This window comes from Actinomyces stomatis (assembly GCF_031292835.1).
GTDB classification, from domain to species: domain Bacteria; phylum Actinomycetota; class Actinomycetes; order Actinomycetales; family Actinomycetaceae; genus Actinomyces; species Actinomyces stomatis.
The window spans coordinates 18,837-44,606 of record NZ_JASPEP010000024.1 but is presented as its reverse complement, the minus strand read 5'-3'; the positions used below and the strand labels follow the sequence as shown (position 1 = coordinate 44,606).

Genomic DNA, 25,770 nt, shown 5'->3' with positions numbered 1-25,770 from the left:
GGTTCGGCTCTGTCGCGAACGGTGTCATGAGAAGGAGCGGCAGGAGCGGATGACAGGGGCGTTGACATCCTTGCCGATCATGTTGACGCCTTGTGGATCCACCTTCGACTGTGGAGGCCTGGAGCGCCAGAAGACGTAATTGAGGTTGTCTCCGTCGTCCGAGCCGAACGTGACTTTATTGGATGCATCGATCCAGATCGTGTTGTCGAACCCGTGGACGGTGAGTGACTCGATCTCCCCTTCAATGATGACCACGAGACTTTGTGCGGTGATTGTTACGTCCCGTGCACCCGCCGAGACCTTGACCACCTGGTCGGTAGAGAGCTCGTTGGAGGTGACATTCACCTGGTCGGAGGCGGGCACCACCTTGGTGACCTCGGCCTCCGCCTGGGCTCGGGTGTCCTCCGCGTCGTTGTCGGTCAGTTCGTCGTCGTACTCGCTGATCTCGGAGGACGTGCAGTTCCCGAACTCCAACGGATCAACCGGGCTGGTGTCCTCCAGTTTCCCAGTGGGCTCCTCCACGGCCTCCTGAGCGGCAGCGTCGTGCGCTTGGTCAGGCGGAGCCGAGGACGCTCTCGTGGCGCCGGTCCAGCCGACTGAGCAGCCGGACAGGGTCAGTAGGCACGCGGCCATGAAGAAGGCGGAATGCAGCATCGGGGAGCGGGACAACGGAGGACCTCATTCGGCAGACATGGTGGTGCCGGTGGGACACGGAAGACCGCGTTCCACCGGCACCACAATTGGTCAGTGCGTCCAACTATAGCCGCACGAGAGGGATCAGGACTCCCCGCCCTGGGACCCGGAGGTACCTGCGTTGACGTTGGTCAAGTCGTAGCGGGCAACGGCCTGGGCGAGGACGGAGTGGTCGAGGCGCCCCTGCTCCACCAGCGCCTGGAGGGCGCGGACCACCACCGACTGGGCGTCGATGAGGTAGTGGCGCCTGGCGGCGGCACGAGTGTCGGAGAATCCGAAGCCGTCAGCACCCAGGGTGTAGTAGTCGCCGGGTACCCAGGCGCGGATCTGGTCGGGGATCAGGTGGTCGTAGTCGCTGGTGGCGATGAAGGGGCCAGTGCTCTCGGAGAGCTTCTGCGTCACGTAGGGGACCTGCTTCTGGGCGTCGGGAGCCAGGAAGTTGGCCTTCTCCACCTCAAGGGCCTGGCGCCGCAGCTCGTTCCAGCTGGTGACGGACCACGTAGCGGCACGGACACCCCAGTCCTCGGCCAGGATGCGGCGGGCCTCCTCGATCCAGGGCACTCCGACACCGGAGGCCAGGAGCTGGACCTCGGGCCCCTCGCCGTCGGGAGCCGTGCTGATGCGGTGAATACCGCGCAGAATTCCCTCGACGTCGACGCCGTCGGGCTCGGCGGGCTGGTGGATCGGCTCGTTGTAGACGGTCAGGTAGTACATGACGTCCCGGTTGCGGCCCGAGTCCGGCCCGTACCAGCGCTCCAGGGCGTCGCGCACGATGTGCCGGATCTCGTAGGCGTAGGCCGGATCGTAGCTGATGACGGCCTCGTTGGTGGCCGAGATGATGGGGGAGTGGCCATCCATGTGCTGGGTGCCCTCACCGGTCAGGGTGGTGCGCCCGGCGGTGGCCCCGATGATGAAGCCACGGGTCAGCTGGTCACCGGCGGCCCAGAACTGGTCGCCGGTGCGCTGGAAGCCGAACATCGAGTAGAAGATGTAGACCGGGATCATGGGCTCGCCGTGGGTGGCGTAGCTCGTGCCGGCCACCTGGAACAGGGAGACCGAACCGGCCTCGTTGATCCCCGTGTGCATGAGCTGTCCGGAGGTGGACTCCCGGTAGGACAGCATCATGTCGGCGTCGACCGGCGTGTAGTTCTGGCCCTGAGTGTTGAAGATCTTCTTGGTCGGGAAGAGCGACTCCAGCCCGAACGTGCGCGACTCGTCCGGAATGATCGGGACGATGCGACGACCGATGCCCTTGTCCTTGATGAGCTCCTTGAGCAGGCGGACGAAGGCCATCGTGGAGGCGACCTCCTGCTTGCCCGAGCCGCCCTTGAGGATGTCGTAGGTCTTGTCGCCCGGCAGCTCGAGCTCGACGCCGGCATCGCGACGCTCGGGGACGAAGCCTCCGAGCTGGCGGCGCCGGTCCAGCATGTAGAGCAGCGAGGGGTCGTCCTCTGCCGGCCGGTAGTACGGCGGCATCTTCGGGTTGGCCTCGAGCTGCTCGTCGGTGATCGGGATGTGGAGCCGGTCGCGCAGAGCCTTGAGGTCGTCCAGCGTCAGCTTCTTCATCTGGTGGGTGGCGTTGCGGCCGGCGAAGTGGCCGCCCAGGAGGTAGCCCTTGACCGTGTGCGCCAGGATGACGGTGGGCTGGCCCTTGTGCTCCGTGGCCGCCTTGTAGGCGGCGTACATCTTGCGGTAGTCGTTGCCGCCGCGCTGCAGGGCCCAGATCTCGTCGTCGGTCCAGTCCTTGACGAGCTCGGCGGTGCGCGGGTCGCGGCCGAAGAAGTGCTCGCGGATGTAGGCGCCGTCGTTGGCCTTGAAGGTCTGGTAGTCGCCGTCGAGCGTCTCCATCATGAGGTGCTCGAGCGCGTGGTCCTTGTCCGCGGCGAGAAGCTGGTCCCAGCCACGGCCCCAGATCACCTTGATGACGTTCCAGCCCGCACCCTTGAAGAAGGCCTCGAGCTCCTGGATGATCTTGCCGTTTCCGCGTACCGGGCCGTCGAGGCGCTGCAGGTTGCAGTTGACGACGAAGGTGAGGTTGTCCAGCTGCTGGCTGGCCGCCAGCTGCAGCATGCCGCGTGACTCGGGCTCGTCCATCTCGCCGTCACCCAGGAAGGCCCAGGTGTGCTGCTGGGAGGTGTCCTTGATGCCGGCGCCCTGAAGGTACTTGTCGAACCAGGCCTGGTAGATCGCCTCCGACGGGCCAAGCCCCATGGAGACGGTGGGGTACTCCCAGAAGTCCTCCATGCGGCGCGGGTGCGGGTAGGAGGGCAGGCCGCGGCCGCCGGCCGGGCGGGACTCCTCCTGGCGGAAGCCGTCCAGGTCCGCCTCATTGAGGCGGCCCTCGATGAAGGCGCGGGCGTAGTTGCCCGGAGAGGCGTGACCCTGGAAGAAGACGTGGTCGCCACCGCCGGGGTGGTCCTTGCCCCGGAAGAAGTGGTTGAAGCCGACCTCGTAGAGCGTTGCGGTCGAGGCGTAGGAGGAGATGTGTCCGCCGACCCCGACCCCGGGGCGCTGGGCGCGGGTGACCATGACGGCGGCGTTCCAACGCAGCCAGCGCCGGTAGGTGCGCTCGGCGCTCTCATCGCCGGGGAAGTAGGGCTCGTTGGTGACGTCGATGGTGTTGATGTACGGCGTCGTCATCTCGGTGGGAACCGTGACGTTCTTCTGCCGGGCCTGAGCCAGCATGCTCAGCAGGATGTAGCGCGCGCGCTTGGCGCCCTTGTCCGCGATGAGGGCATCGAGGGACTCGTGCCACTCCTTGGTCTCCTCTGGGTCGTTGTCGGTCACCTTCGTCAGGAGGCCGTCAATGAGCGGCGTGGAGTCACTGGTGGGGCTCACGGATTCCTCTTTCCTCGCGTCTGTGCGGTCGGCCCGAGCCTCATTGCGTGCGATGGCGCCGATGGTGGCGTTGGCGTACGCCTGAAGTCAGGCCGCTGTGGATGACGGCCCTAATCTACGACCTGCGACGGGGCGAACGCTGCACCCAACGGGAGGAAAGTCCCACCTCACGTATGGTGTGACTCACATGGTGACGGGTTGATTTCGATGTTGAGGGCTGAGGGGTGTGGGGCTTGAAGACGGTGGCCGCGCCGGAATCGAACTTCAAAGGAAAGTTCAAGGTAATCTGACATGCGTGTTCACTTGCGCGGTTGGTGCCGGGTGCGGTGGGCTAGTACCTATCGCCCAGCAGCGGGCGAGCGGTAGACGGGCGCAGCCCAGAAGGACGGTGTAAAGACGTGGCGAGTACAGCGGGTGGAGCTTTCGGCTTCGCCTCCGGTCTCATCATTCAGGAGTTCGGCTACGACGACGACGTCGACGAGACCTTGCGGCAGGCCGTTGAGGCGGAGACCGGAACCACTCTGGTGGACGAGGACTATGAGGACGTGGCCGATTCGGCCATCGTGTGGTGGCGTGACGACGACGGCGACGTCGACGACCTCACCGACCTCCTCATGGACGCCCAGGCCAACCTCGACGGTGCGGGGCTCATCTGGGTGCTGACGCCCAAGGCACGTACCACTGGCGCCGTTCAGGCCGCTGAGGTGGAGGAGGCTGCCGCGACAGCCGGCATGCACGCAACCTCCGCCGCCTCCATGGGGCAGCACTGGAGCGGTATCAGGGTCTCCAGCCGAGGGCGCTGAGGCGCCCCAATGGCCGCGCGGCATGCTGCGCCGTCAGAGGCGGAGATGATTAGTGGCCTGCCCGGCGGAGGCGGTAAAGTCTCCGGCTGAGGCGGCTCGCGCCGTCAGCCGCATGTGCGGGCACCGGGAGCTCGGGAATGTGCTTCTGGGAACGTCTGCACCTGGACCTGTAGCTCAGTTGGTAGAGCAACGCGTTTACACCGCGTCGGTCGTCGGTTCGAGTCCGGCCGGGTCCACCACGGGCGTGACCTCGTCATTCGCGCGCCCACAGCATCCCTAGGCCCGGTCCCGTGAGCCGAGGCGCCGAGCCAGGCCGGCGACGGCGTCGACGAGATCCGTGACTCCCGGGTCCTCGACGGGGAAGTGGCCGCACTCGCGCAGCACCACCAGTTCGGCCGGACCTGCGGCGCGCGACAGCACCCGGGCGCTGAGCTCGACCGGTGTCCACGCGTCCCGGCCGGGGTGCAGCAGCGTCACCGGCGTGCGGTTGCGCTCGGGCGGGGTGTGCATGAACCGCAGGTAGGAAGCGAGGAACCCCAGGGGAACCCTGGCGGCGCCCCCGCGCGGGTCGATGGCGCACAGGCCGGACAGTGCGCGGTCGCGGCTCATCCGCCGCAGGTTCGCCACTGCGCTCATCGGCACCATGGTGCGCGCCAGCCCTCCGCGGGCGAGCGTCGACAACGGCCCGCCCAGGACACCCAGTGCCCCAGCACGCGTCATATGTGCCCGGGCGCGCCAGTCACGTGGGTCGAGCAGGCATGTGGCGGCCACCGCCTCCACGTGCGGCGAACGGGCCGCCACCTCGTAGGCGAGAAGGCCGCCGATGCTGGCGCCCAGAAGCATCAGGGGACGGTGGTCGTGCTCGGCCTCAACGAGGTCGACGAGGAGGTCGACCCAGGTCCCGTAGCGCACGGCCGCCGGATCCGGTGATGTCGTGCGTCCGTATAGAGGCAGGTCGACGGCGCTGACGTCGATGCCGCGTGAGGCCACCAGCGCGGCGATGGGCCACAGCGCTCCGCTGTGCCCGCCCGCGCCGTGCACGAGCAGCACCCGGGCCGGTGCCCCCGGGTCGGAGGCTCGCGCGATGTGCACGCGGTGGCCGTGCCACTGCCACCACGTCGACTCGGGTACCAGTGAGGCCGCGCGCTGGTGGTGCGGCGGCAGGAAGGGGACGTACGGATTGGTCGGCACGCGTCGATGCTAGCCGCGTGAGCCGTGGACGCGTGTGCTTCAGCAGCGCAGGTGTCGAGGTGGGGGAGCGGCTATGGTGGTCGTGGCGATGGAGGCAAAGAGGGCTGCCATCAGGTCCCTATCCGCCCTTTTTGTCCGTGTGGTACTTCTGTCAACCGGTTAGAGGAGAGGCAATGAGCGACGAGCAGGCGAGCATCCCGGTGGAGCTGTCCGAGGCGCTGTCGGAGAATGAGGCGGCGGAGCGGATATTCGCGGCTCTGCCCCCATCGCACCGGAAAGAGTACTTGCGCTGGATCAGTGAGGCGAAGCGCGCCGAGACCCGCCGTCGTCGGGCCACCAGAGCAGCAGAGATGATGGTTGATAAGCACGGGTAGGTGTGTCCGACCCTGACTTGTCCTAGCCGAGCCGTTGTCATGGCGAGGGGCGGCGCGGACCGGCGCACCGTTGCTGAGCCGCCGTTGACGCGATTCCTCAGGCGCGCTTGGTGAACCGGTGGTGCTGCTCGACGCGGGTGCCGAAGTGCTGGGGGCGATGCTGCCTGCGGAGAATGACCTGATCGTCGACCCAGCGCTCCCACTGTGTGGCGCGCTTCCGCTCGCCCGCACCCAGCGGCATGGCCACGCCGGTGTCGAGGAGATCATCGAGGATCAGGAACGAGGGCTCGGGGGTGTCGATGCCCCAGTCGATGATCCCCCATGGCCCGTCGGTGCTGAGGAGAACCAGTGACCGGTTGAGGTCGTGCAGGTCGTTGAAGTGCTCATCCTTGCCGCTCTTGGAGTTCCAGTACCAGTGTGCCAGCCGGAATGACTCCGACATCTGTGTCCAGCTCCGATAGCGCTCTCGCAGCCCACGATCCAGGATCGTGAGCGTGTCCCAGGTCTCGTCCTCGGTCAGCCACCCCAGCGCGAATCCGCAGCGTGTCAGCATGGCGGCACGGACCAGGTCCCAGGCGGAGAAGTCCACGTTTCGGATGTCCCGATCGTTATTGAGCATGCGTCCGAGGCGCCACAGCGTCTCGGACGCATCTGAGGACGAGTCGGAACTCTCTCGCAGCTCGTGGCGCTCGGCCTCCGCCAGGGAAGTATCGACCCAGCGAGCGCGCTCCGCATTGAATCCGCTGCGGTGGCCGGAGGTGATGAGCCAGTAGATCCGGGAGAGGAGGTCGGTACGGGAGCGTACGCCCCAGTCGAGCGAGAGCATTGTGCGCGTGCCGTCAAGATCGGAGCAGGCGAGACGGTCCCACGGGTCCCGGCGGCACAAGGAGTACGGCGCGCAGATCGCCAGGAGCCGCTCGTGCGGGCCAGCGGTGAACTCATCGGGCTCGGAGTCTCTGATGGGCCGATGGTGCTCAGTGAGCTCATTCCATGTGGACTCCTCGCCCCGGTGCGGGGCGGAGGAGGCCTTGTCGCGGCGCAAGCGCACTTTCTGATGGATTGATTTGGAGATCTCGACGGTGGCGATCACCCCAAAAACTACCAGCGCGACGGAAAGGAGCAGGGGCTGCAAGGACATAAAGAGAAGTGTGCAACATGCGAACAGGTGAGTACCAAATTGTTGCACAGAGGTCGATGCAGTAATTATTCAGTTGAATGCCTGTTTATTTACAGGCTGTCGATCAGGCTTTCGAGGCGTTTCATTCCTTCATGCAGCTCGTCACGAGAGGCCGCGTAGGACAACCGTACGTGGGAGTGAGCCGTGGTCGTGGAGAAGTCCTGTCCTGGAGTGAGAGCCACATGCGCCTCCTCCAGGGCACGGTGACAGAAGGTCTGGGCGTCGAGCCCTGTGGAGGAGACATCGAAGTAGACGTAGAAGGCGCCGTCGGGAAGGACCGGTACAGGCAGGCCGATGCGTTGCAGCCCGTCGAGCACGATGCTCCTGCGGGCGAGAAGCTCTTGCCGGCGTTCCTCGCATACGGAGATGGATTCGGGGGAGAAGGCCGCCAGTGCGGCCTGCTGAACAGGCGTCGAAGCGCACAGGAAGTAGTTGACCGCCAGGTTCTCCGTGGGCTGCACCAGCTCCTCGGGAAGGATCGCCCAGCCCAGGCGCCAGCCCGTCATCCCGAAGTACTTGGAGAAGGAGTTGATGACGATCGCGTCGGGGTCGGCCTCCAGGACGGTACGCGCCGGCGTTCCGTCGTCGTCTGGGTCGGCCAGGCCCAGGTAGATCTCGTCAACGATCCGCCAGGCGCTGCGTTCACGGGCCAGCGCGCAGATCGATGCCAGCTCCTCGAAGGGGATTGACGTGCCCGTGGGGTTGGACGGTGTCGCCAGCATCACCGCGCTCGTCTGAGGAGTCCACGCTGCCTCAGCTGCGGCCCGGTCCATCTGGTAGCGGCTGGCAGGACTGGTAGGTGCCAGAATGATCCGGCCGTCGTAGGTCTCTACCAACTGTCGGTTACAGGGGTAGGACGGATCTGCGATGACGACGTCGTCACCGGGCTGTGTGGTGGCAGCGGCCACCAGCAGGAGCGCTGAGGACGCGCCGGTAGTCACGACGATCCGGGCAGGATCGATCTCGACACCGTGCCTGTCCCGGTAGAAGCCTGCAATGGCCTCACGCAGTGCGAGCAGGCCTAGGGCGGGGGAATAGGGCAGTGGCCGGCCATCCATGATGCGGCACATCTCCTCGCGGACAGCAGGAGGGGCACCGAAGTCGGGCTCACCCAGGCTGAGCTTGGCGATCGAGTGGCCCTCCGCCTGGAGGATTCCAGCGCGTTCGCCAATGCTCATCGCATGGAAGGGCTGAGCGGCCTTGGCCCGGGCGGTGATCTTCATGACGGCTCCTTGACTCGGGGCGGGACAGGACCAGTGTCCCCCTTCTCATGGCGGGAGGGCAAAGGTCCCGAGGACCTGGGAGACGAGGGGAGGAGAAGACCTCCTGATCCCTCATTCTCCCGGTTGATATCTTGTCCTCCTGTACCGTGTCTGAAAGGCTCTGAGAGCAACACTCGTGTCTAGGACGGAGTCCGATCGTGCTCACTGACGCCATGATGCTTGTCTCTCCCTTTCACGCTGACTACGAGTTCCTGGCCAGGCCGTATCACGAGGCAGCTCCTGAGCTCTGGGACACGGAGGGCGCTGGACTGGCGGGGTTGAGCCAGGAGGTCGCGGCCACTCTCCTGGAGGAGTCCTTCGAGGTTGCGGACGCCGCCTCTGCGATCGAGTGGTGTGACTCGCTGGAGGCCGAGGCCGGCTTATGGCCGGATTCGAGCCTTGTGGCTGAGCACGTACCCGCCGTGTCGATGCTCGCTGGCTCCGCAGTGGCTGCGGGCTTCGACTGCTGCCGCGTCATCAATATCCTCACCTCGGCTCGCGCAGCGGGCTATATAGACGAGCGCACGTTGGCGGCCCTCCTTGAGCGCTACGTGCAGGGTTTCGTTGACCGCTGCTCCGGATGGGGGCAGTACCTGGCCTCAGTCATCGTGGGCAAGGTGGCGTTCCAGGTCATGTACGCAACACCTGAGACTCGCCATGTTGATGCGACGATCATTCTTGAAGGCGCCCACATCATGGCACTGACTGCTCCTGTCACCCTGTTCCGCACAGAAATCTGGCCTGCGGAGGATCTCAGTGCCTTGATCAGCGCGATCGAGGCCCTCATTCCTGCCGAGCGTGTGCGTGCTGTCCGTCTTGCTGCCAGGGGATGGCTGGCGACGGCCGAGCATCCTCTGGACTCGGCTACCGCCAAGGTGCTTGAGAATGCGGACACGGATGCGGGGACGTTTCTGCGTGCACGTGCTCTGGCGCAGGAGGTCTTCTGGCGTCCCGCCGATGCAGGTGGCATCGGGGGCGTCTTCGAAGATCTGAGAACTGCCCGTATACCTCTGTGGGATCTGCCTGCTCGCGGCGACGGCGCAGCGGCGACCACGTTCTGGACCGACTCGAGTCTTGATCAGGAGCACTGGAGCGGCGTGCCGTTCCTGCGTACGAGTGAGGGGGCTCGGCTTACCGCCGTGATGACGGAGGACGCCTGCTTCCTGGTCTCCAGAAAGGCACTGCGCCGAGTCTTCACCCCGATCCCCTGGGAGCAGGTGAGGTTCACGGTGTCAGTGATGCCGGGGCAGGACATCGTCTTCTACGCCAATGGTAAGAAGCTTGGCACGCTCTTCCCCGACTGGGATGTGGTGGGGGTGATCAACCCCGAGCTGCCGTTGCACCTGGAGGCCTTCATGAATGGTCTGGGACCGCGTGTGCGTGCCTTCAGCGCCGCCTACCCGTTATGAGCAGGGTGAGTGTGCCGTTGAGCTCAGTAGCCTCACCTGGTTCGCCCGGGCTCCAGGCCCGCAACCAGTCCAGAGACTGAACCGATGTGAGAGGAACTCTGTGACGTGTTCACAAGTTGACGATGATTGTTGTATAGCGACGTTGTGATCGGTTTCGGAATCCCTATAGGTCCCCACCTCCCCTATGCAGGACACTAAGCGTGACAGGCTGCCTTTAGCGAGCTTGAATCCCTAGTCATCAATAACCAATCACGTTCCCAAACAATTCTACCGATTAGTGTCGACCAAGGAAGGTGGGAATAAGGTGACTGTTAGACCAAGAGTATGATGCTATCGCCAATAGCAGTTTTATCACACAACGAGCGGCGTCGGTAGTTGCAAATTGTCAATCTATCATTAATCAAATTTACATGATTAGAGTAATATTGCGTCGCCGACCAACAAAGGCGAGATTGAGTTAATACGACTTCAAAAGCCGTAAAATTACCCTAATGAATGACCTAAATAGGATCCTAGGCAGTATTAGTCCGAATAATAAATGTAAAAATGAAACTAAAAATCTGCCAGATCAGCGACATTGAAACAGCGAGCAAGTTAGTTCGCATGGGAGTCGACTATTTAGGGTTTCATATTATAGATAAAATGGACATGTGTAGAGTCGAAAAAATTGCGTCAATCAATGCACAGTTGAGAAAAAACGGGTATAGCGGCGGAACTTTACTAACAAAAATAAAAAATCCTGCAGATGTAGTAAAGTTGGCGAAATACGGTCATTTCCAATATTTACAGATGCACAGAAATCTGAACCTGTCGCAAATTGAGTACTTAGCAGACGCTCTGCACCACAACGGAATCAAGTACATCCAGGTGATCGATCCTGAAAGTAAGAGTAAAGCATATGTAAACTGTACACTGAATTTGGTAGATTATGTCCTATATGACAACTACGAAGGTGGAACTGGTAGACAAATTCCTGAACATAATCTGGTAGGTTTCCCCATGTCAAGAGCATTCCTTGCTGGAGGAATAAATGATGTTAAGGCACTAAAAATTAAGGAACAGCATAATCCATATGCGATAGATGTGCAAAGTTGGGTTCACTATGATGCAATCGACTTTAGCAAAGTAAGTCGACTTTTGAGTACAAAGTAAAATGGGCGAAATGATAGAAATGCGTTTGCGTAGAACAGAATGCAAGCAACAACTTTACATGATCATTTAACGGAAGTGCTAACTTCAAAATGGGTAGCTTACTTATCAAAGTTCTATAGAAAGGTGATGACATGAAAAATGTTGACTATTGGGAACTACTTAATAAGCATCAAACAAATATTGATCATATAAATCTAGGCTTCCATAATCTGCATCTATTTGAACAAATGTCGCCATACCCTCATTCTGAAGGAGGGATAATGGAGCGGGTAACTAACGCACTAGAATGCTTACCTTCTAAGTATAGAGGTGCTGCTTTATCAGTGTTCTCATCGGTGATATATGTTCCAGATAGTTTTTTAAGTGCAGCGCTTAACTACTTATGGTGGTCGGCGTCTACATCAGCATTTCATAACTATGGTATCGAAGTTTCTGAACAAGCCGATAACATCCATATTATGGAAGTAGATCAAAGTGGATTGATCTCGCAGTTTTCCCATATCAATAAATTATCTGCACGATTAAACGCCGACGTACACCCTCGAATTTCTGACGTACAGCAGCTCCGCGCAATGATATCCAATTCTCTCATAAATAATCCAGATAGTAGTGTAGAACAAGAGTACACTACTGAACAATTAAGATTAGTGGCAAGTAAAGATGCCTGGATAGTTCTTACTGACAAAGCACTTTCCGGGCAAAGTCTTATTGCTGATTTGAAGAGAATCGAGTTTTCTCGAAGACTTCTTACGCATGGAGAACACTCTCCTACTATATTTGTATGCGCTCAAATTATGACGAGTCTTGCTGAGGATAAAATTAATACGTGGATAACGAAGAATGAAATAGAGAGTATTCAGATACTATCTGCAATAAAGTTTGATAATCGAACTCGTGTAGGCCACGAGGAATGTGCTCTATTTGACAATAAAACACACGAAAGAGTAAAAAAGCTATGCATGTGGTTTGACAAAAATGTGGTCGCTAAAGATATGTCACTTACTTTTAGAAGAAATAGCGGAGGAGAACTGACGTTCGGATATCACAATACTGGATTGACGTTGGTCGACTGTTTGAATACTCCTACCAATTCGTTACCTCTTCTGTGGTTTAACGCATTAGACCACTCCGCGACCTACAAAAAAGGGGAGAAAGTTATTCCGTACACCGGCCCATTCCCGCGTATACATTCTCGACGGGGCGGCAGTAGTCAAAGAGTAAACGAGAATATCCTTTGGCAGAATATAATTAGTCAGTTTGAGGACGGTCGTTCTAATTTGTTTTAGTTGGAAGGTGCACGCAAATCATGGCTATCGAACGCATTCTTCATTCATATTCTATTCATGAACTACTACATAAATTATCGAGCGACGAGGCACCAATAATATTGTTGACTGCCCCTAACTACGAGGATCGTTCAGTGACTGTTGCGGAGTGGTTCAGGGATCAGTTTTACTCCATGAGGAATAAGTCCCTTGGTGTTCAAGTGGTATGGTTTCAAGCCCCCGGTGTGGATAATATTTTGGACCGAATTAAGGCAAGTAACCGAGATAGAGTAATTCGGCTATTTGATATCGATTCCGATGAATCAATTGTAGATCCAAGGCTTGTACAAAATGTACGAGTCGACTATCCTAACGGAAATATTCTACGAGTTGTAGATTCAGTTCGTTCGCTCGCAAGCCGCCTTGGGGGAAATGCAACGTTATTATTTGACTTCTCAAGTATGCCAAGGAGTATTATGCGAAATTTACTTCAGGAACTACTCAATGACGACAACATTTCAAGTACTGGAAAAAATCCCGACATGAATGGGCTAATATCTAAATATTGCTTTTTGTATACAAATGCACATTCCTATCCAGAGGGGTTGGAGAATGATATAATTGGAGGAATACTGGGCTATTTCAGTAGAAAGAGCGTTGACGAAATGGTTGAGTCGGCAGCAATGCTTGATGCGATCATTTCGCTTTCTGGTAGTTCTCATAGCGTTTCCCAGGCAGTTGACTCCTTATTGTCTTACGAACGCCCAGAGGGGGCAAATATTGGTTCACTAGTTTTGCTTAATCGAAATAATTTGCTTTATTCATATAAGCAATCGGCCCGTATAACATGGGCTCTAAATGAAGTTATGCGGTATCGCACCGACGTGGTGTATGCTTTTGATTTTGCGGACATGATTAGGCATGTTTTCGATCGGTGTGATATCGCCATTTTAAATCATTTACAATATAAGAAGAATGGTGGCGAAGACCTTCCTGGATTTCTTGTCGGTGGATTTGGGCCTAAACCAATAGAGCTTGCGGCGTATCTAGCCCGCAAACGATACTTGCATCTTATGAAATTAGGTGGATATTCAGGTTTTTCGGATGTTCTTCATGTCGCGGGGTATCAATATACTACTAGGTACTCCCATGGTGTTGGAAGTGGAGGGATGTCAATGGGGTGTGATGCAATCAATGTGTTTGAGTTGAACGTTAGTGAATTGCTTTCCCCTTTAGTTAGGGGTGATAGAGTTGTCGATTAGGCGTACTGATCGGGAGGGCTGGTTGAAGGGGTGTGGTCTAAGTCTTCGAGATGAGGAGTGAAGCGGCCTAAATTTCGTTCCGACTTACTTCCTCAAGGAGGATCGGACCATGCTTCAGAAGTACAGTCCTGAGTTCAGGATGCGAGCCTTCCATCTCATCGAGGAGCGTATCCGTGCTGAGCAGTGCTCCGCTGGGTCTCCTGCACTGCTATTGGGGAGGCCCTAGGTTGGAATCTCACTTCACACCCTGCGGACCTGGTGGAAGTAGGGTCGTATCAACCTTGGCGAAGCCCCAAGGGGCGGCACCGCTGAAACTGAGGAGATCAACAGACTGCGCAGAGAGATTCTTGAGTTGCGTTGCGCGAACGAGTTCCTGTGCAAAGCCTCGGCTTTTTCGCAGTGCGGCTCGGCTGCCCCACGACGAGATGATCGCGTTCATCGATACCCACCGTGATCGGGTCGCCCGGTTGATGGAAGCCGCCGGTCTGCGGGGGCCCCTTTGTGGTGTGTCAATTGGTTGCGGGTAGTTGTGTTGATGGTTGTGGGTTGTAGGGGGTGTGGTTGCGGATCATGGCGTGCAGGGTCGGGATGCGGCGGTGGGCCAGGGCGAGGACGGCCTGGCCCAAGGTGGTTTGTCTTGGTTGCGTTTGCGCTGGTAATAGGCCTGGGAGACGGGGTTTGAGCGCAGTGAGGCGAAGGTGGAGGGGGGTGCCCCTATGTGGTGTGTCAAGCGGCGGTGGGTAGTTTCGTGGCTGGTTGTGGGTCGTAGAGGGCTCCATCTCGGATCATGGCGTGCAGGGTCGGGATGCGGCGGTGGGCCAGGGCGAGGACGGCCTGGTTATGACGCTTGCCCTGGTCTCGTTTGCGTTTGTGCTGGTAGTAGGCCTGGGAGACGGGGTCGGAGCGCAGGGAGGCGAAGGCGGAGGGGGACATGGCGTGCTTGAGCCTCCTTGTTGCCGCCGTGGGAGACGTGCTCGCCCCTTATGGAGGAGCCTGATCTCCTGGTCACTGGTGCCAGGCCGGCGTAGGAGGCCAGGTGGGCGCCGGTGCCTGGAGGTCCCTGGCCAGGGTCTGGGCCAGGAAGGTCGGCGGCGGCCGGGACCTATGATCCCGGGCACGTGTGGTCAGGACCTGGTACATGAGGGTGGGCCGCCCGCCAGGGTCACTGGCCTGGGTGGCGACATCGGCCCGCTGAGCGCGTGGGGCGATGAGCTGCCTGGCCAGGTGGGGCAGCACCGTTGCGGCTGCGTTGGTGCCGGCGATCGTGACACTCTGGCATTCCAGGGCCGAGATGATCTGGCCGGCCCAGGTGGCGTGCCGCTTGCACCTGCGGGCTTTGAGCCCGGCGTCAGTCCTTGCCTTGCCCGCTCGCTTCAGGTCGGCTGGGGTGGGCCAGGCGGCGATGACCTCCAGGATGGCGTCGTGCTCCAGCCAGGGCCCCAGCACCTGCTCGAGGGTGGGGTGGATCTGGGTGTACAGGCCCCGGATCCGGTTGGCGGGCTGGTCTACTACCACCAGCAGGTTCCCGTGATCGGCCAGCTTCTTGTAGAGAGCACGCAGGCGCTCCTCGTCGTTGGGCAGGGCCCGCTCGAGGACCTTCCGCCCTTCCTGGCTCAAGGGCCGGGCCTGTCTAGTTTTCTGTGTAAGTGTTTTACAGGTAGGGGTTGATTCGGTCGGGGTAGGCGGTGGTGAGCTGGGCCAGGGCCTTGTTCCAGTCGGTGGTGATCTGTCCTTCGACGAGCTTGCCCTTGGCCTTGCGCTTGGATGCTGGCAGTCCTTTCTCCTTGTCGCGTTCTCGGGCGCGTTTGTCCTCGATGTCGCAGATCGCCAGCCACAGCAGCTTGATCACCGCCTCATCGGAGGGGAAGTGGCCGCGGTTCTTGGAAACCTTGCGCAGCTGGTAGTTCAGCGACTCGATACTGTTGGTGGTGTAGATGACACGCCTGAGCATCGGAGGGAAGTTCAGGAAGGGAGTGAATCGCTCCCAGGCCCGCTCCCAGGTCGTCACCGTCTGGGGGTACTTGACCCCCATGTCGGACTCGGAGAAGTCGGTCAGAGCCTGCCAGGCGGCCTCCTGGTTCGGGGCGGTGTAGACGGCCTTGAGAGCGGCCGCGACCTTCCGGCGGTCCCCGTAGGAGACGAACCGCATCGAGGCACGGATCAGGTGGACCACACAGGTCTGGACCGTGGCCTGGGGCCAGGTCGCCTCGATCGCCTCGGGAAGGCCGGTGAGCCCGTCACAGCACACGATCAGGACGTCCTTGACGCCCCTGTTGGCCAGCTCAGCGCACACGTGCGCCCAGAAGGAGGCTCCCTCCTCAGCCTGGACCCAGATACCCAGGACGTGCTTGATACCGTCCATGTCCACCCCAACCGCGATGTGAGCCGAGCGGGAGGCGACCCGGTGATCGACGCGGACCTTGACCCGAATCGCGTCGAGGTAGACCACCGGATAGAACTCCTCCAGCGGGCGGCGCTGCCACTCCAGGACAGCATCGGCTACCGCGTCGGTGATCCTCGAAATGGTCCCCGCGCTGAGCTCCACGCTGAGCGTGGAGGCCAGGTGGTGCTGGATATCCCGCACCGTCATTCCACCGGCGTACAGGCTGATGATCATCGCATCCAGGCCGTCCAGACGGCGCTGACCCTTGCGCACCAGGCGCGGGGTGAAGGTCCCGGCCCGGTCCCGGGGCACCTCGATCTCAAAGGGCCCCACCTCAGAGTCCACCGTCTTGGACGTGGTTCCGTTCCTGGCGTTACCACGAGCCTGGGAGGTTGGCTCGCCCCTGTCGTAACCCAGGTGCTCGGTCAGCTCAGCGGCCAGGCCCCTCTCCAGGGCCTCCTTGACCAGTGCCGGTAGCAGACCATCAGCCCCGGTCATGCTCACCTGCCCGGAATCAATCTGTTCAAACAAGCCATCCAGAGCCCCAGCCGAGCGCAGCTGGTCGACCACATCCCGACCACCAGAAGGAGCCCTGTTGTCATCATCAGTAGCAGTCATCAGTGTCAGTCCTTCCACAAGGGCCTACACAAACCATTGAACAGGCTCTCAGGGCCGTGGCCCAGTGCTCGCTCTTACCGACGCCCGGTGCCGATGAAGACCTCGATGTCCCCGATATCCATCTCTCCTGCCGCCTCTCGGTCAAGTCGATACGGGGTCAGCCAGTGGACAGGCCGGTCCCCGCACCCACGCCTGCGAAAGACCTCTACCGTTTTGCGGTGGGTCGTTCCCCCTATCAGCGGTCACCAGCGCCCGGCTGCTGCGGGTGACTTTCGCCCCCGGATCATCTAAGGACAGGGGCAAGACACCATGCCCACAGCAGCTAGCCCAGCCCCGGACCACCCAGGACCACCAACAAGGTAACGGGCAGGCGTCGATTCGGTGGCATCCTTCTCCTCCTTGAGAAAGATGTGGTAGCCGACAACTACCGGAGCGTCCGCGGCAAAGGTGTCGCTCGTAGAGAAGGAAGTTCTTCCGCCGATGGATGCTTCTTTGACGTGACCGTCCTTAGTGATTCAGCCGAGGATCAGATCGTAAATCTCTTTTGTTGAGACATTGGTGAACCCCGCCACCTTCAAGTTGGGCACCATGTCCTGGTAGTTGCTGTTGCCCACTTCGGAAGAATAAACTGGGTCGTTGACCTTCTTGTCTGCGCCGTCACAAGCTGCGAGAGAGGCGGATAGGATGCATGTAGAAATTGGGTAATAGTTTTTCTCACGGTGGCCCTCAGGGTGTGACGTCGACGGGGAGTCAACGTCAATTGGATTACCGGTCGGAAAATTGAGTCACCAGTTCATGTCATTTTTTGGGTTGGCTCTCGTGTGATCCTAGGATGCTATTGTTGTTGAGTGGCGAGCGAACTCTGCTGGTCTTGTGTGTTGCATCAATTTTTGCCTACCGGCTCGCAGTTATGGTGTGTAGTCACGCCAGTGTTTTTGATGTCGCTGATTGCCAGGTAAAATTAGTGGTCTTCCACGTCTATTGGGGCTGTGCCTCCGGCGGGACTCGAACCCGCACGCCCGTAGGCAGCGACTTTTAAGGTCGCGGTGTCTACCGATTCCACCACGGAGGCGAGACGCGGCCCAATGTTTGAATAACTGGGGCGTCAGTACCCCCACTGGGATTCGAACCCAGGACCTTGTGCTTATCAGGCACGACACGAGGTATAAGCTCGCTGCTCTAACCGCTGAGCTATGGGGGCGCGGCCGCGACATCGACGGCGTCGAGGAGGCCGACGCTACCAGCACCGGAGGGGCCCAGCAGCGCGGAAGTAGGTTACCCCAGATGGCGGCCGCGTCGGTCGTTTTCTCACTGTGTTCCATCAGGCACGCCCTCATGCGGGTGCCACGGGGCATCGACCTCCTCACCTCTGAGGAACTGCCTGCTTTACCGCTAGCCTGGTCGCATGAGTCACACTCCTGCCCACGCATCCTCTGAGGCCGGACTCGAGCCCTCACGGAACACCCTGGAAGGCCATCTGACGGTCGGTGACGTCGTCGCCCTCGTGGAGGCCGCCGCGCCTCCCGGACTGGCCGCCTCGTGGGACTCCAACGGGCTCATCTGCGGTGACCCCGCCGATCCGGTGCGCAGTATCCTGCTGGCCGTCGACCCGGTGACGGCCGTCGTCGACGAGGCCATCAACACCGGCGTCGACATGGTCATCACCCACCACCCCCTCTACCTGCGCGGAACCGACCACGTCGCGGCCACCGACCCCAAGGGACGCTCCATCCACCGCCTCATCCGTGCCGGCATCGCGCTCCTCAACGCCCACACCAGCCTCGACGCCGCCCACGGGGGAGTGGCGGACGCCCTCGCCGACCGCGTCGGGCTCATCTCAACCGTGCCGCTCGAGCCGGACCCCGCCTCCCCGGATCAGGGCATCGGACGGATCGGCACCCTCCCACAGCCCGTCACTCTGCGCCGGTTCGCCGCGGATGTCGCCGCAGCCCTCCCCGACTCGGCCCCCGGCCTCCTCGTGGGCGGGGACCTCGACGTCGTCGTTGAGCGCATCGCCGTCTCAGGTGGGGCGGGCGATTCTCTCCTGCAACGGGCCCGCGAGGCCGGAGCCGACGTGTTCCTCACCGCCGACCTGCGCCACCACCCCGCCTCCGAGCACCTGGAGGACGGACGCCCCTACCTCCTGTGCGGAACCCACTGGGCCACCGAGTGGGTCGGCCTGGAGCCCCTGGCCCGCAGGCTCAAGGACGGCGCCCACTGCCATGGGGCCTCACTGGCCGTCCAGGTCTCCCGGATTGTCACGGACCCCTGGGCGCTGCGCCTGTCCACCGGAACAGACCGGGCATGAGAGGATTCGCAGCATCAACCTGCACGCACCTGAAGGAGCACACGCCGTGACAAGCGCCCCCATCGCCCAGCAGCGCCTTCTCATCGACCTCCAGGACCTCGACTCCCGCCTGGCACGGCTGCGTCACGAGCGCAAGCACCTTCCGGTCCTCACCCGCATCGAGTCGGTCATCGAACGCCTCAAGACGAATAAGCGAGCCGCCATCCAGGCTGAGGCCGCCCTCGACGAGGCCAAGAAGCGGGCCACCCGCAGCGAGGACGAGGTCTCTCAGGTGGTGCGCCGGGCCGAGGTACTGCGCGAGCGCCTCCACTCCGGCACCAGCGCGGCCCGCGACCTCTCAGCCATCCAGGGGGAGATCGACCAGCTCGGTCAACGGCAGTCAGCCTTGGAGGAGGCGCAGATCCTGGCCATGGAGGCGCTCGACTCCGCCCGGCAGGAGGCGGAGCGCCTCAGCCAGGAGGAGTCCGAGATCCGCGCGGCCGGGCGAGAGCTCACCGCCAAGCGCGACGCCGAGTTCGCCCGACTCGACGAGGAGATCGAGTCCCTGGAGAACCAGCGGGCAGATCTGGCCGGAACCATCGAGACACCCCTCCTGGCGGACTACGAGGCCGTCCGCACCTCCACCGGTGGACTCGGCGCAGTGGCCCTCAGGGGGCGCACCATCGAGGGCGGTGCCGTCGAGATCAGCCCCCAGGAGCTGGCCCGCATCGTGGCCGCCCCGAAGGAGGAGGTCATCCACGCCGAGGAGAACGACGTCATCGTCGTACGGATGGACATCTGACAGCGGCCACGTCTCAGCCAACCGCTATATCGCCGGCCCCTGGCCCGGGTGCCGATGGTGCTCGCCAGCGGCGTCAGTGAGTCACCAGGGTGAGAACCCGTCGCCACTGCCGGTCCGGCTCGGAGACCTCGACGGCGTCGACGCTGTCCAGGCGCTCGGCGATACTCGCGATGTCGTCCACGCGTACCGGTGCAGGCAGGGACTCGCCGGCAACGGCCCGGAGGAGCTCCCCGGTGAGCAGCCCGCGAGCGTGCTTGGCCATGTGGGATACCACCTTGCGGGAACCGTCGTCGGCGGTGCGCACCACACGCACGGTGACGACCTCAATGCCGTCGCGCGCAGACGGCTTCCAAGCGGCCGCATAGTCCGCCGACCGACAATCGACCACCAACCCCTGTGCAGCCAAACCGGTGAGCGACGGCGCAAGGTACGGCTTCCAGAACGCCGACAGACGTCCCGGTCCGGGCAGGGACGTGCCCATCGACAGACGGTGATCGGGCACCAGGTCAGTGGGGGAGAGGATGCCCCACAGCCCCGAGAAGACAATGCAGTGGCGCTCCAGAGCGGAGCGGCCCGCCGGATCCTCGGCGATCGAGTCGAGCCCCGCGGCCTCGTACAGGACCCCGGTGAACAGCTGATGGGCGGGGACGCAGGGCGAGGTCTCCAGCACCAGATTCGTCCCCACCTGCTCGGCGCTACGAGGCCCCAACCCCAGGACGGAGGCCGCCTCGGCGCTCCGGCTCACCTCAGCCAGCGCGGACATCACCTCACGGCGCGCAGCGGTGAGCCTGTCCGCCTCCAGAAGCGAGTCGAGATCCAGTGATGGTCCACTGGCAGGAGCAGTCTTTCCCTCAGAGGGAGGAAGCAGGATCAGCACCCGCACATGATAGGTCGTGACACGGCCGCCGGCAGACCAGGGCTGCACGGTGGGCGCGAACCCTCGACGCCCCATGCCGCTACACTGACCCGTGCGGACGAGCCGACCGGGCGGCCGCGGTACCGGCACCGCCTTCATGACGGTGCAGGGCTGAGGAACGTCCGGGCTCCACAGAGCAGGGCGGTGGCTAACAGCCACCCGGGGTGACCCGCGGGACAGTGCCACAGAGAGTAGACCGCCCATCGAATACCGGTGGGTAAGGGTGAAAGGGTGGGGTAAGAGCCCACCAGCGCGACGGGTGACCGTCGCGGCTCGGTAAACCCCGCCCGGAGCAAGACCGCACAGCTGGCGATTGAAGGCTGCTCGCCCAAGTCAGCGGGTAGGTCGCATGAGGCCGCTGGCAACAGCGGTCCAAGATGAATGGTCGCCACCGCCCAGGCCGGCAACGGCGGGCGGCAACAGAACCCGGCGTACAGGTCGGCTCGTCCGCCCATCCTTGCGTGCGCTCTCTTATCCGCTGACGTGCAGACGACGTACTGAACTAGTGAGAAAACATGTGGCGCCTCGCCGGTTAATCCGGTGAGGCGCCACATGCTGAGCGTACGTGGTGAGCTACTTGGCCGTCACGTACTTCTCCTTGGAGTTGTAGCTGTCGTAGAAGGCCTTGACGGCGAAGACGGCTTTGCCGTCGTTCGCGGTGGCTGCATCGACCAGGAAGACGTAGTAGCCCTTCGCGGTTCCACCATCACGGGGGAAGTCCTGCCGGATGAACAGGCCACTGTCACTGTAGGACTCGATGGCGCTGGACGTGTTCCCCTGGTAGTCGTAGTCGATCTTCAGGGAGCGTCCCTGGAACTGGCCCTCGCCGTGGTAAGTCACCTCGACCGGAACACGAATGTACTTCTTTCCCTCAGGCGGGTCGGTGTAGGTGCGCCGGTCAATCGCCTGGAGATCTGCGGCATTGACATCCCACTCAACAGGGTTGAACTTGACCGAGATCGAAGCGTTGGGGTCCTCGTCGTACTTTCCAGCCTTGATCTCAACGGGGCCTGACGTCGGGTCAAGCGGCTTGGACTTGCTGCTACCGGGGTCGTTGCTGCTCGACTTGCTGCTCTGAGAAGACGAAGACTTCGAATCCGAGCTGTCAGACGCGTCCGAGTCGCCGGCATCCTCGGTGGGCTCCGAGTCGTCAGCCTTCTTCTCGTCCTTCTTCGACTCCGAGCTCGACGTGCTGTCCGCCTTGTTGTCGCTATTGCCGGAATCGCCCTTGAACATGAACACGCTGCCGATGACCAGGGCGACCACGACGACCGCAGCAATACCGGTCCAGAACCACCACTGCTGGGTCAGCGGCTTGGAGCCATTGCCAGGGCCTGCCGGGGCGGCGGCGTCAGCGGGCTGCCATCCACCGCCAGGGGGCTGCATGCCGCCCGCAGCCCCCTGGGGCTGGTAGGGCGTGGGCGACTGGGCATAGTCCATGCTGGCCGCGTAAGGGCTGGCACCGGCAGCCGCGGGCTGCCCGGCGTAGTCACCGGAGGGTGCGGAGGCGGACATGCCCGTCGGGTCGGCAACCGGTGCGTTGGTGTTCAACGAGGCCGTCGGGGCAGTCGACACCGCCTGGGTGGGAGCCCACGCCGGGTCGGCCTCTGTAGCGGCACCTGCGGCAGAAGCGGCTGACGCACCGGAGGCGGCGGAGTCATCGACCCAGATCTGCCAGCCCTCAGGAGCCGGCCCCCAGGCGGGGTCGGGCTGCCAGCCTGCAGGTGGTTCGAAGCCCTCGGGTGGTGCGGGCCAGTTCGGCGGTGGATTGAAGCGCAAAGCCATGAGAACCTCCGGGAGGAAATAAACAGGGAGAAACCCGCACGGGCTTCCTGGGCAGAATGCAGATGTCCGCTGTCCAAGGACCTTACGTCGTCACCTTATCGTGAGGCAACGTGACGGGGCCCGATCAGCCTGGACGTGGATGGGTAGCGATACCCAGAACCTCAAGGCAGGGTAAGCACCTCGGCGCCTTCCTCGGTCACCACGAGCGTGTGCTCGAACTGCGCGGTACGGGAACGGTCCTTGGTGACCACCGTCCAGCCGTCAGCCCACTGCTCCCACTCGACGCCGCCGAGAGTGAGCATCGGCTCGATCGTGAAGACCATGCCCGTCTCGATGACGTCGTCGTGCAGGGGAGCGGCGTCGTAGTGGGGGATGATGAGTCCTGAGTGAAAGGCCTCGCCGACGCCGTGGCCCGTGTAGTCGCGCACCACCCCGTAGTCGAAGCGCTTGGCGTAGGCCTCGATGACGCGGCCGATGACGTTGACCTCGCGTCCCGGTTTGACGGCCTTGATGCCCCGCTCCATCGCGGTGCGGGTACGTTCGATGAGCAGCTCCGTCTCACGGTCGACCTCACCGACGGCGTAGGTGGCGTTCGTGTCGCCGTGGACCCCGCCGATGTAGGCGGTCACGTCAAGATTGATGAGATCTCCCTCATTCAAGCGGGTCGAGTCCGGGATGCCGTGGCAGATGACCTCATTGATCGAGGTGCAGATCGACTTGGGGAAGCCCATGTAGCCCAGACAGGAGGGGTAGGCGCCGTGATCGCACAGGTACTCATGGGCGATCCTGTCCAGCTCATCGGTGGTCACCCCCGGCGTGATCGCCTTGGCGGCCTCGACTAGAGCGCGCGCGGCCAACCGACCCGCCACCCTGATCCGCTCGATCGTCTCCGCGTCCTTGATCTCCGAGGCCGTCACGCGCTCGGGGCCGTCGTGGAACATGTACTCGGGGCGTGCGATCGACGCCGGGACATGCCGCCCAGGACTGATCGTCCCGGGAGTGAGCGTGCCGCGCGGTGCGCGATCGGCCAGCGAGGAGGAGGGCACCGAGGGCACGGAGGAAGCCGAAGAACTCATGGCCTCAGCATAGAAGGAGGCATCCGGTTCGCGGGACCTTCCCTCCAGCTACTGGTCCAGGGCCTCCGCCATCACGCTATGGGCCTTATCACTGTCAGGAACCGTCAGGAGCTGAACCAGTGCTTCTCAGCGGGGAAGGACTTCTCGCGCACCGCCGCCCCGTAGTCGGCGGCCGCCTGCCGCAGGGCCTCGCCGACCTGCCCGAACTGGTGGGCGAAGCGCGGGGACCAGTCCGTCATTCCGGCCATGTCCGTCCAGACCAGGACCTGGCCGTCGCAGCGTGCACCCGCGCCGATACCGATCGTGGGGATCGCAAGCGACTCGGTGACGCGCGCGGCCAAGGGCTCGGGCACCATCTCCAGGACGAGAGCGATCGCCCCCGCCTCGGCCAGCGCCTGCGCGTCGGCCAGCAGCTCCTCCGCGGCCTCGCCGCGGCCCTGAACCCGGAAGCCGCCGAGCATGTTGACGCTCTGCGGGGTGAAACCCAAGTGACCTACCACCGGGATGCCCGCCTGGGTCAGCGCCTTCACGCTGGCGGCCCGCGGTCTGCCGCCCTCGAGCTTGACGGCGTTGGCCCCCGCCTTCATGAGGCGCACCGCGCTGGCCAGTGCCTGCTCGGGGCCCGCCTCGTAGGTGCCGAAGGGAAGGTCCGCCACCACCAGCGCACGCTTGGTCGCCCGCGCCACCGAGCGCGTGGCCACTACCATCTCGTCGAGCTCGACTGGAAGCGTGGAGTCGTGCCCCAGCATGACATTGCCGATCGAGTCGCCCACCAGCAGCAGGTCGGTTCCTGCAGCGTCCAGGAGCTGGGCGGTCACGGCGTCGTAGGCGGTGAGCATGACCAGCTTGGCGCCCTCCTTCTTGGCGGCTGCCAGGTGATGAACGCGCACGGGCTTGCCGCCTCCGACGACGGTGGCGGACGTTCCGTAAGGGGACTCGGGTGTAGCCATGGGACGAGGCTACCCGAGGTGCCCCAATGCGTCGGCTCGCCGGACTGCCCGCCGACGTCCCTCGCGAGGAGGTTCTCCGAAACCTGCCTGACGCACCCGCGCACTAGGCTGGTCCCAGTAGAACGTCTCAGGCACAAGACCGCCGGCCACGTCGTCGGCCGGCTACCGCACCACCATGCTGAGGAGGCCCCATTGGACAAGCAGCAGGAGTACGTGCTCCGAGCCATCGAGGAACGTGACATCAGCTTCATCCGCCTGTGGTTCACTGACGTCTCCGGACAGCTCAAGTCCGTGGCCATCGCACCTGCCGAGGTCGAGAGTGCCTTCGAGGAGGGCATCGGCTTCGACGGATCGGCGATCGAGGGCCTGACCCGCGTCTTTGAGTCCGACATGCTCCTGGCTCCTGACCCCTCCACCTTCCAGATGCTGCCGTGGCGGGACGGGGACAACGGTGTGGCCCGCATGTTCTGCGATGTCCTCACGCCCGACGGCGAGCCCGCCCGCACCGACCCGCGCTCCGTGCTCGAGCGCCAGCTCGCCCGGGTCGCCGAGGCCGGCTTCACCTGCTACATCCACCCGGAGATCGAGTTCTACCTGGTCAAGCGCGACGCCGACGGGCGTATCCGCCCCACTGATGACGCCGGTTACTTCGACCACGTACCCGGGGGGACCGCCCACGACTTCCGCCGCCACGCCATCCTCATGCTCGAGCAGATGGGGATCTCGGTGCAGTTCTCCCACCACGAGGGCGGCCCCGGTCAGAACGAGATCGACCTGCGCTTCGCCGACGCCCTGTCCATGGCGGACAACATCATGACCTTCCGCGCCGTCGTTGAGGAGGTCGCACTGGAGGAGGGCTGCCTGGCGACCTTCATGCCCAAGCCCTTCCCCGACCAGTTCGGCTCGGGCATGCACACGCACTTCTCCCTGTTCGAGGGCGACCGCAACGCCTTCTTCGACCCCTCCGGCCAGTACCAGCTCTCCGCCACCGGTCGCTCCTTCATCGCCGGGCTGCTGCACCACGCCTCGGAGATCACGGCGGTCACCAACCAGCACGTCAACTCCTACAAGCGCCTGTGGGGAGGGGACGAGGCCCCCAGCTACGTGTGCTGGGGCCACAACAACCGCTCCGCCCTCGTGCGCGTCCCCATGCACAAGCCCGGCAAGGCCCAGTCGGCGCGGGTGGAGTTCCGCGGCATCGACTCCTCGGCCAACCCCTACCTGGCCTACGCGGTCATCCTGGCTGCGGGCCTCAAGGGCATCGAGGAGGGCTACGAGCTTCCTCCGGAGGCCGAGGACGACGTCTGGGCCCTGTCAGAGATGGAGCGCAGGGCCCTGGGCATCCACGCCCTGCCCACCTCACTCAAGAGCGCGGTTGCCGCCATGGAGGGCTCCGACCTGGTGGCAGACACCTTCGGTGAGGACACCTTCGAGTTCTTCCTGCGCAACAAGCGCCGCGAGTACCGGGCCTACGACGCCCAGGTCACCGATTTCGAGATCAGCCAGTTCTTCCCGCGCGCCTGAGCG

22 protein-coding genes, 3 tRNA genes and 1 other RNA gene are annotated in these 25,770 nt (G+C 62.3%); 11 read left to right on the top strand and 15 right to left on the bottom strand.

Features of this window, described 5'->3' with window-relative positions; translation table 11 throughout:
• Nucleotides 1–24 precede the first annotated feature (24 nt).
• Nucleotides 25–669 carry a DUF3060 domain-containing protein gene (locus tag RIV12_RS11040; RefSeq protein ID WP_309323861.1) on the bottom strand — a complete coding sequence of 215 codons (645 nt, stop codon included), beginning with the start codon at nt 667–669 and terminating at the stop codon, nt 25–27.
• A gap of 108 nt (nt 670–777) precedes the next feature.
• Entirely contained in the window at nt 778–3,531 is a 2,754-nt protein-coding gene (aceE, locus tag RIV12_RS11035) for a pyruvate dehydrogenase (acetyl-transferring), homodimeric type (protein WP_309323859.1), read from the bottom strand.
• Nucleotides 3,532–3,929: 398 nt separating this feature from the next.
• Between aceE and RIV12_RS11030 the strand changes: the two genes are divergently transcribed.
• The gene (locus RIV12_RS11030) at nt 3,930–4,334 is read left to right on the top strand and encodes a DUF3052 family protein (protein WP_009397367.1); all 405 of its coding nucleotides are present in this window, start codon (nt 3,930–3,932) and stop codon (nt 4,332–4,334) included.
• Between the two features lie 163 nt (nt 4,335–4,497).
• A tRNA-Val gene (locus RIV12_RS11025) sits at nt 4,498–4,573 on the top strand.
• A 37-nt stretch (nt 4,574–4,610) separates the two neighbouring features.
• Here RIV12_RS11025 and RIV12_RS11020 read toward each other — a convergent pair.
• Complete coding sequence (locus RIV12_RS11020; protein WP_309323857.1) at nt 4,611–5,525, bottom strand: alpha/beta hydrolase; 915 nt, start codon at nt 5,523–5,525, stop codon at nt 4,611–4,613.
• A gap of 173 nt (nt 5,526–5,698) precedes the next feature.
• On the opposite strand from RIV12_RS11020, the gene RIV12_RS11015 reads away from it, so the two are divergent.
• Nucleotides 5,699–5,899, top strand: coding sequence for a YdeI/OmpD-associated family protein (locus tag RIV12_RS11015; protein WP_309323855.1), 201 nt, complete (start codon nt 5,699–5,701; stop codon nt 5,897–5,899).
• Between the two features lie 97 nt (nt 5,900–5,996).
• On the opposite strand, the gene RIV12_RS11010 is transcribed toward RIV12_RS11015, so the two are convergent.
• Both RIV12_RS11010 and RIV12_RS11005 read right to left on the bottom strand, forming a co-directional pair.
• A complete protein-coding gene (locus RIV12_RS11010) occupies nt 5,997–7,037 on the bottom strand; it encodes a DUF1266 domain-containing protein (protein WP_309323853.1) in 1,041 nt (346 codons plus the stop codon).
• An 89-nt stretch (nt 7,038–7,126) separates the two neighbouring features.
• Nucleotides 7,127–8,299 (bottom strand): aminotransferase class I/II-fold pyridoxal phosphate-dependent enzyme, encoded by a 1,173-nt coding sequence (locus tag RIV12_RS11005; RefSeq protein ID WP_309323851.1) that lies wholly within the window; start codon nt 8,297–8,299, stop codon nt 7,127–7,129.
• Nucleotides 8,300–8,496: 197 nt separating this feature from the next.
• On the opposite strand from RIV12_RS11005, the gene RIV12_RS11000 reads away from it, so the two are divergent.
• The 4 genes from RIV12_RS11000 (at nt 8,497) to RIV12_RS10985 (ending at nt 13,426) form a co-directional block, all read left to right on the top strand.
• Nucleotides 8,497–9,747, top strand: coding sequence for a DUF1266 domain-containing protein (locus RIV12_RS11000; RefSeq protein ID WP_309323850.1), 1,251 nt, complete (start codon nt 8,497–8,499; stop codon nt 9,745–9,747).
• Nucleotides 9,748–10,293: 546 nt separating this feature from the next.
• Nucleotides 10,294–10,899 carry a phosphoribosylanthranilate isomerase gene (gene trpF, locus RIV12_RS10995; protein ID WP_309323848.1) on the top strand — a complete coding sequence of 202 codons (606 nt, stop codon included), beginning with the start codon at nt 10,294–10,296 and terminating at the stop codon, nt 10,897–10,899.
• A 131-nt stretch (nt 10,900–11,030) separates the two neighbouring features.
• Complete coding sequence (locus RIV12_RS10990) at nt 11,031–12,185, top strand: phosphoribosyltransferase-like protein (protein ID WP_309323846.1); 1,155 nt, start codon at nt 11,031–11,033, stop codon at nt 12,183–12,185.
• 20 nt (nt 12,186–12,205) lie between these two features.
• Nucleotides 12,206–13,426, top strand: a complete 1,221-nt coding sequence (locus RIV12_RS10985) for a hypothetical protein (protein ID WP_309323844.1) — start codon at nt 12,206–12,208, stop codon at nt 13,424–13,426.
• Nucleotides 13,427–13,661: 235 nt separating this feature from the next.
• Here the strand turns inward: RIV12_RS10985 and RIV12_RS10980 are convergent, their stop codons facing one another.
• The 6 genes from RIV12_RS10980 to RIV12_RS10955 form a co-directional block, all read right to left on the bottom strand.
• Nucleotides 13,662–13,865 (bottom strand): hypothetical protein, encoded by a 204-nt coding sequence (locus RIV12_RS10980; protein WP_309323842.1) that lies wholly within the window; start codon nt 13,863–13,865, stop codon nt 13,662–13,664.
• A 287-nt stretch (nt 13,866–14,152) separates the two neighbouring features.
• Complete coding sequence (locus RIV12_RS10975) at nt 14,153–14,359, bottom strand: hypothetical protein (RefSeq protein ID WP_309323840.1); 207 nt, start codon at nt 14,357–14,359, stop codon at nt 14,153–14,155.
• Between the two features lie 72 nt (nt 14,360–14,431).
• Nucleotides 14,432–15,043 carry a hypothetical protein gene (locus RIV12_RS10970; RefSeq protein ID WP_309323838.1) on the bottom strand — a complete coding sequence of 204 codons (612 nt, stop codon included), beginning with the start codon at nt 15,041–15,043 and terminating at the stop codon, nt 14,432–14,434.
• Nucleotides 15,044–15,077: 34 nt separating this feature from the next.
• A complete protein-coding gene (locus RIV12_RS10965; protein ID WP_309323836.1) occupies nt 15,078–16,427 on the bottom strand; it encodes an IS256 family transposase in 1,350 nt (449 codons plus the stop codon).
• Nucleotides 16,428–17,417: 990 nt separating this feature from the next.
• Nucleotides 17,418–17,499, bottom strand: a tRNA-Leu gene (locus RIV12_RS10960).
• Between the two features lie 37 nt (nt 17,500–17,536).
• Nucleotides 17,537–17,628, bottom strand: a tRNA-Ile gene (locus tag RIV12_RS10955).
• 204 nt (nt 17,629–17,832) lie between these two features.
• Between RIV12_RS10955 and RIV12_RS10950 the strand changes: the two genes are divergently transcribed.
• Entirely contained in the window at nt 17,833–18,735 is a 903-nt protein-coding gene (locus RIV12_RS10950; RefSeq protein ID WP_309323834.1) for a Nif3-like dinuclear metal center hexameric protein, read from the top strand.
• Nucleotides 18,736–18,781: 46 nt separating this feature from the next.
• Complete coding sequence (locus RIV12_RS10945) at nt 18,782–19,516, top strand: zinc ribbon domain-containing protein (protein ID WP_309323832.1); 735 nt, start codon at nt 18,782–18,784, stop codon at nt 19,514–19,516.
• 73 nt (nt 19,517–19,589) lie between these two features.
• Here RIV12_RS10945 and RIV12_RS10940 read toward each other — a convergent pair whose 3' ends face one another.
• Complete coding sequence (locus tag RIV12_RS10940) at nt 19,590–20,393, bottom strand: YaaA family protein (protein ID WP_309323830.1); 804 nt, start codon at nt 20,391–20,393, stop codon at nt 19,590–19,592.
• 98 nt (nt 20,394–20,491) lie between these two features.
• On the opposite strand from RIV12_RS10940, the gene rnpB reads away from it, so the two are divergent.
• Nucleotides 20,492–20,882: RNase P RNA component class A (gene rnpB, locus RIV12_RS10935), an RNA gene on the top strand.
• 123 nt (nt 20,883–21,005) lie between these two features.
• On the opposite strand, the gene RIV12_RS10930 is transcribed toward rnpB, so the two are convergent.
• From RIV12_RS10930 to panB, 3 genes are all read right to left on the bottom strand, one after another.
• On the bottom strand, nt 21,006–22,217 hold the full coding sequence (locus RIV12_RS10930; protein WP_075417847.1) for a hypothetical protein: 1,212 nt from the start codon (nt 22,215–22,217) through the stop codon (nt 21,006–21,008).
• 161 nt (nt 22,218–22,378) lie between these two features.
• Nucleotides 22,379–23,293 (bottom strand): type I methionyl aminopeptidase, encoded by a 915-nt coding sequence (map, locus tag RIV12_RS10925; RefSeq protein ID WP_309323828.1) that lies wholly within the window; start codon nt 23,291–23,293, stop codon nt 22,379–22,381.
• Nucleotides 23,294–23,397: 104 nt separating this feature from the next.
• Nucleotides 23,398–24,243, bottom strand: coding sequence for a 3-methyl-2-oxobutanoate hydroxymethyltransferase (panB, locus tag RIV12_RS10920; protein WP_075417849.1), 846 nt, complete (start codon nt 24,241–24,243; stop codon nt 23,398–23,400).
• 192 nt (nt 24,244–24,435) lie between these two features.
• Here panB and glnA point away from each other — a divergent pair, with 192 nt between their 5' ends.
• The gene (gene glnA, locus RIV12_RS10915; RefSeq protein ID WP_075417850.1) at nt 24,436–25,767 is read left to right on the top strand and encodes a type I glutamate--ammonia ligase; all 1,332 of its coding nucleotides are present in this window, start codon (nt 24,436–24,438) and stop codon (nt 25,765–25,767) included.
• Nucleotides 25,768–25,770 lie beyond the last annotated feature (3 nt).

What these genes read in the sequence shown, in the direction of transcription:
- map (WP_309323828.1), bottom strand. Translation starts at nt 23,293, where the DNA reads ATGAGTTCTTCGGCTTCCTCCGTGCCCTCGGTGCCCTCCTCCTCGCTG.
- RIV12_RS10930 (WP_075417847.1), bottom strand. Translation starts at nt 22,217, where the DNA reads ATGGCTTTGCGCTTCAATCCACCGCCGAACTGGCCCGCACCACCCGAG.
- RIV12_RS10985 (WP_309323844.1), top strand. Translation starts at nt 12,206, where the DNA reads ATGGCTATCGAACGCATTCTTCATTCATATTCTATTCATGAACTACTA.
- trpF (WP_309323848.1), top strand. Translation starts at nt 10,294, where the DNA reads ATGAAACTAAAAATCTGCCAGATCAGCGACATTGAAACAGCGAGCAAG.
- RIV12_RS10990 (WP_309323846.1), top strand. Translation starts at nt 11,031, where the DNA reads ATGAAAAATGTTGACTATTGGGAACTACTTAATAAGCATCAAACAAAT.
- RIV12_RS11010 (WP_309323853.1), bottom strand. Translation starts at nt 7,037, where the DNA reads ATGTCCTTGCAGCCCCTGCTCCTTTCCGTCGCGCTGGTAGTTTTTGGG.
- panB (WP_075417849.1), bottom strand. Translation starts at nt 24,243, where the DNA reads ATGGCTACACCCGAGTCCCCTTACGGAACGTCCGCCACCGTCGTCGGA.
- RIV12_RS10980 (WP_309323842.1), bottom strand. Translation starts at nt 13,865, where the DNA reads ATGAACGCGATCATCTCGTCGTGGGGCAGCCGAGCCGCACTGCGAAAA.
- RIV12_RS10965 (WP_309323836.1), bottom strand. Translation starts at nt 16,427, where the DNA reads ATGACTGCTACTGATGATGACAACAGGGCTCCTTCTGGTGGTCGGGAT.
- RIV12_RS10975 (WP_309323840.1), bottom strand. Translation starts at nt 14,359, where the DNA reads ATGTCCCCCTCCGCCTTCGCCTCCCTGCGCTCCGACCCCGTCTCCCAG.
- RIV12_RS10950 (WP_309323834.1), top strand. Translation starts at nt 17,833, where the DNA reads ATGAGTCACACTCCTGCCCACGCATCCTCTGAGGCCGGACTCGAGCCC.
- RIV12_RS11005 (WP_309323851.1), bottom strand. Translation starts at nt 8,299, where the DNA reads ATGAAGATCACCGCCCGGGCCAAGGCCGCTCAGCCCTTCCATGCGATG.
- RIV12_RS11015 (WP_309323855.1), top strand. Translation starts at nt 5,699, where the DNA reads ATGAGCGACGAGCAGGCGAGCATCCCGGTGGAGCTGTCCGAGGCGCTG.